Below are 5,011 nucleotides of genomic sequence, written 5' to 3' on the forward strand. Positions count from 1 at the left end.
TCATCGTGGCCATGCAGGGCGCTCCCAGTGCCGACGGAGTGAAGCACGGCAAGAGCTTCCTGGATGTGGTGATGAGCCTCGTGAGTTTTGCCTGGGGCGGTTTCGGCGCCACCTTCGGCCCGATTATGCTCCTTGCCCTGTTCTGGAAGCGTACCACGCTTCCGGGCGCCATCGCGGGCATGCTCGTGGGCGGCATCACCACCTTCGTGTGGAAGTTCTACCTCTCCGGATTCTCCGCCGAAATCTTCCAGATTTACGAACTCGTGCCCGGCTTCGTCTTGAGCTTTGTGACCATCGTGATCGTGAGCCTCTGCACCAAGGCCCCGAGCAAGGAAATCATCGATGAATTTGAACAAGTCGATCACACGCGACTCTCCGACATGAAACTGTAATCAAGCATGTCCTCCTGGATTCTCCCCTTCGAGGACCATGCGCACTAAGGCAACAAGTTGCCAAGTGCTGTCCGCCCTACCTTTGGTCGAGAATGACCTGGGAAACAAAAGACTAAAGACAATACGCCTGCCTTTTCTAGCAGGCTTTTTTAATATTCCTCCACTTCAAATTATATTTCGATAATTTTACACATTGACGATTGTATACTTTTTTCTTACATTTCGTCCCATGAAAGCGTTTATTATATCTCTTCTGTGTTGCATTTGCATAACACTGGCTGCCGAGACGCCCGACAACAACGAGAAAAAAGGTGGTCTCCTGGAATCCCTCTACCCCGTTCACCCGGACGAACCTATTGCAGAAGGTCGAATTCTAACGGGAGTAACCGTATCACTCCTCCAGGCTACCACGCAAGACGAAGCCTTGAATATTATCATCGGTGACATCTACGAAGCGGATGGCTACAAATTTTCAGCCGAATTGACCGGAGGCTATTTCTATAAAGACGCCCGCGCCATCGGTATGCATCTAGGGTATACCCGCACGTGGGTGGATATCGATTTTGCGATATTGAAAGACATTGCCGACGTGGCCCAGCACCGCAAATACATGAGCAACGGATTTTTCATGCAGCCATTCATGAAACATTACCTGAAAATTCTGGATTCAAGGATTTTATACCTCTTTAACGAAACCTCGCTCAAGGTTGGATATTCTTACGGTATTTCGCAGAGCGATGACGGAAAGGACATGACCAAGACCCAAAGCCATACCTGGACATTCGCAGCAGGCCTCAATCCCGGTGTTTGCATTATGGTCATGAATCGATTCGCTTTTGAAGTTTCAGTAGGTCTGCTTGGTGTAAGCTCCAACATCATTGATATGGAAGAAAACGACGAGAAACACAGCAAACTTACTTACAACGTTATCGATTATTCCATCAATCTGTTAGCATTAGACTTGTCCCTGGTCTATTTCTTCTAATAAAGCACCTTGGAGAAGAATATGAATTTTATGAAGAAAAGATTCACTCCTTTCACCTCCACCTGGATGATAGTGTGGGCACTCCTCTTGACACTTATATTCGGCTGCACCGCCGATTTCGACGAATTCGGAACTTCGCCGTACAAGGAACTCAAGCTTATTGCGTTTGAGGAGCAACAAGAAGACGCCGTCGTTTACAATAGCGAACACCGCATGGAAATAAAGCTTCAGGCTCCCCCGAAGAATCAGGAAACTTGGGATTCCGTGACCGTGACAAACTTCAGTCTGAGCAACATGGCCTCTATTCATGTGGTGAATAGCAAGATCAAGGAATTCTTTACAGATTCTCTCAAAGCAGACTCCTTGTCCCAAGCCGTTTCTTATGACAAGAATAAAGTAACGCAGGACTCCAAAATTGCACTTCCCCAAAACGGAATCGTCTATCTAGTCGCAGTTGCAGAAAACGGGGACCGCACCCTCTGGCAACTAAAGTTTACAACCCCACAAAAGAATTCCGATAAAAAAGAAGACGAACAGACTAAATCCTCCGACAACGGGCTCTCCTTGACATTTGACAAGGCCGTTGACAGTAAGATATCTGGAGATTCACTGATTATCACGTTCCCGCAGGGATTCAATATCAAGAATGCCACCTTGAAGAGCGTCTCCACACATGAGAAAGCAAAGATTTCTCCGGATCCAAAATCCATAAAGAGCTGGTCCAAGCCGCAAAAAATCAAGGTAACAGCGGAAGACGGCAGCGAAAAAGTCTGGACGGTCTACCTTACTACGATCAAGAACAACGCCACCGACTTACAGCTTAAGTTTGACAACCAGCTCAAGGTCCGGCGATCCCAGGACACCATCTACATCGATCTGAAAAATGGTTCTTCCCTGAAAAAGGCCGCACTCGCTTCGTGGAGCACCTCCGAAGGAGCAACAGTTTCCCCCAAGCCCGATGGAGTCAAATCCTGGAAGAATTTCCAGTCTTTCAAGGTGACCGCCGAAGACGGAACCACTAAAACATGGGTGCTCGCCCTATCTATCGCCGCGGCCGACGCAGTAGCTTCTAGCGAAAAAGAACTCCTGTCCATTTCTGCAACAGGCGAAGAATCCGCGGCATCCATCGACAAGTCCAAGAAAACCGTCGAATTGCACTTAACCGCAGGCTCCAATATCGAAGCGGTCGAAGTGACTCTGAAGGTTTCTGAAACGGCATCCCACAATTTGCCCGAGACAGTCGATTTGAGAACCCCTGTCACATTCACGATTACCGCCGAAGACGCAAGCACAGAAACATGGACTCTGACAGCCACTGTTCCCGAGGTAATTGAACCACCAAGTGTCCAGTCCTTGAAAATTGAAGGAATGGAAGCAATCATCGATAACGAGAACAAATCGATTCATCTCGATACGCTCCCCTTCCTTACCGACCTGAGCTCCCTGAAATTAACGGAATTGAAATTGTCCAAAAAAGCATCTGCAAGTGGACTTGTGGAAGGCAAGACCTACAATTTCGAAAACGGGCAAGAACTTGTCGTCAAAAACCCTGCAGGCGAATCCATCGTCTATAAGGTCAAGGCGGGTTACCAGTTGCCGGGAAGCGATTTCAACATTTGGGATGAAAAAAACAATGTTAAACCAGATTCTATTTGGAGCAGTGGCAATATGGCCGATCTAGGCCTATATTTTACAACGAAAAAATCCGAAGGCTCCATGATTGCAGCCGAATTACTCACAAGAGATATGTTTATTAAAAAGGCAAGCGGTAGCCTTTATACCGCCGTCTTTGACCCCAATGACGTCGGAATGTTAGGCATGATGAGCACCGAAGATTGGCCCGACGGAAACGAACTCCTGGATTTCGGAAAAAAATTCAATGCAAGACCGGAATATGTTGAATTTAAGTTTTCCTATACAGGAAAAGGAGACAGCTGCGATCTCTATGTTTTACTCGAAAACAGAACCGGCGATAAGAATGCTAATCGCAAATCAGATGACGTGAACAAGCTCGTTGCCAGTGCCTGGTACCGTTCCACGACCGACGATAATGGAGGCAGACCAAATCCAGACCTGGTAAGCATCTCCGAAGAAAAGAACGAAGACGGGATGAGAACGGTTCGGCTGAAATTTAAATACGGTAACCCCTTGGAAGATTCCCCCATCTGGAACTCTTCAACCTTTGACACCACCGTAAAATCTGCAAACGAAAAGGCGATCAACAACGGACTGACTCAGGGCACTGGCGACGAACCCGTTACCCATATCCGAGTCGTATTCGCCTCCAGTGCCGACGGCAACCATTACCAAGGAATCCCTGATGCCACACTGGTTATCGACGAAATGCGACTGATCTACTAAAGATCATCGTCATTTTCGGCGTCATCAACCGTGCAGTTCATGACCTCGCCATTGTCAGCCGTAATGGTATTGTCTTCGCCCACAGAATAAATGTACAACGAACGCGATGTTTCGACGTCGCGTAACGGGCGCATCAATAGGGAGCTCCGCTGGATATCGTAGTGACCTGAATGCCAGTCCACCACATTGTTGTCGACAGAAACTTCATAGGTATACGAGCTTTCGAGGAATTTGAAGGTTTTCGTAGAATCGCCATCGGCACAAGCATAGATCTTATTCTGAATCATCTCAGCCTTGGAGACCTTGCCCTTCTGTACGGTGACACTCGCCTTTACAGCGTCGGTGTATTCATCCCAATCATTCAGGGAGTACAGGATTCTTCCATCACTTTCTTCTATCGCGAACGAAATCTTGATGCCTTCGTTCATCATTTCAACAATCGTTTTGGCGGCATCGGTTTCGCTATACTGCAAGCCGACATCGTCCATTTTAAAGGTCACCGAACCATTTGCGAAATCCGTATAGGTCACCGCCCACAATTCACCCGGAATGCGAAGAGTCATGAGGCCCTTTTTGCTTCCAGTCGACAGGTAGACCGTTATGTCGGACAGCTTGAGTTCCATATTCTTCTGCAACTCCTCCAGTTCCGCGACACGGGTACCTATTGGAGTTTCAACAGGAGCGGCTTCCGCGGATGAGGAAGATTCGGGAGCCTCGCTCGAAGAGGATTCATCGTCCCCCTCGTCAGAAGAAGAAGAGGAATCATCACCCTCATCAGAGGAGGAATCTTTAGAAGATTTTTCCGAAGAAGAGGATTTTCCACCTTTCTTGGACGTAGATGAATTAGCATCGTCCGATTCCGAAGAAGAAGAGTCATCGCCTTCTTCCAACGAAGAAGAAGATTCATCAACAGAGGAGTCCGCAGAAGCGGAAGAGGAATCGTCGCCGCAAGCAGCAAACATAAACGCCGACGAAATCAAGAGAGCAAGGAATTTATTTTTCATGCTTCAAAATATAGTTTATTCTAAATAAAGATTCAACTAGAGATTGCTTCGTCGCCCTCGCTCCTCGCAATGACATGGGTACCGAATCTACTATAAAAAAGAGCCCCGCCGGGGTTACCGACAGGGGTCTTTGAAAGGTTTCTAGCGGAGGTGCGGGAATCTGATTTATTGCGCCCACACCACTAGCGCTCATCAGAAATCTTACTTAGCGATCACGCGGGCCATTTCGCAAACCTTGTTGCTGTAGCCCCATTCGTTATCGTACCAGG

Annotated in this window: 3 protein-coding genes and 1 pseudogene; 3 read left to right on the forward strand and 1 reads right to left on the reverse strand. The window is 47.7% G+C overall.

Features of this window, described 5'->3' with window-relative positions; translation table 11 throughout:
- The 3 genes and pseudogenes from Q0W37_RS15195 to Q0W37_RS15205 all read left to right on the forward strand — a co-directional run.
- A pseudogene (locus tag Q0W37_RS15195) lies at positions 1 to 392 on the forward strand (sodium:proline symporter); the annotation flags it as partial.
- A 229-nt stretch (positions 393 to 621) separates the two neighbouring features.
- The gene (locus tag Q0W37_RS15200; RefSeq protein ID WP_297702389.1) at positions 622 to 1,377 is read left to right on the forward strand and encodes a hypothetical protein; all 756 of its coding nucleotides are present in this window, start codon (positions 622 to 624) and stop codon (positions 1,375 to 1,377) included.
- A gap of 21 nt (positions 1,378 to 1,398) precedes the next feature.
- Positions 1,399 to 3,738 carry a PCMD domain-containing protein gene (locus Q0W37_RS15205; RefSeq protein WP_297702390.1) on the forward strand — a complete coding sequence of 780 codons (2,340 nt, stop codon included), beginning with the start codon at positions 1,399 to 1,401 and terminating at the stop codon, positions 3,736 to 3,738.
- Here the strand turns inward: Q0W37_RS15205 and Q0W37_RS15210 are convergent.
- Complete coding sequence (locus Q0W37_RS15210) at positions 3,735 to 4,742, reverse strand: hypothetical protein (RefSeq protein ID WP_297702391.1); 1,008 nt, start codon at positions 4,740 to 4,742, stop codon at positions 3,735 to 3,737. The two genes, Q0W37_RS15205 and Q0W37_RS15210, sit on opposite strands and share 4 nt — an antisense overlap.
- Between the last annotated feature and the right edge of the window lie 269 nt (positions 4,743 to 5,011).

This window comes from uncultured Fibrobacter sp. (assembly GCF_947166265.1).
GTDB lineage: Bacteria > Fibrobacterota > Fibrobacteria > Fibrobacterales > Fibrobacteraceae > Fibrobacter.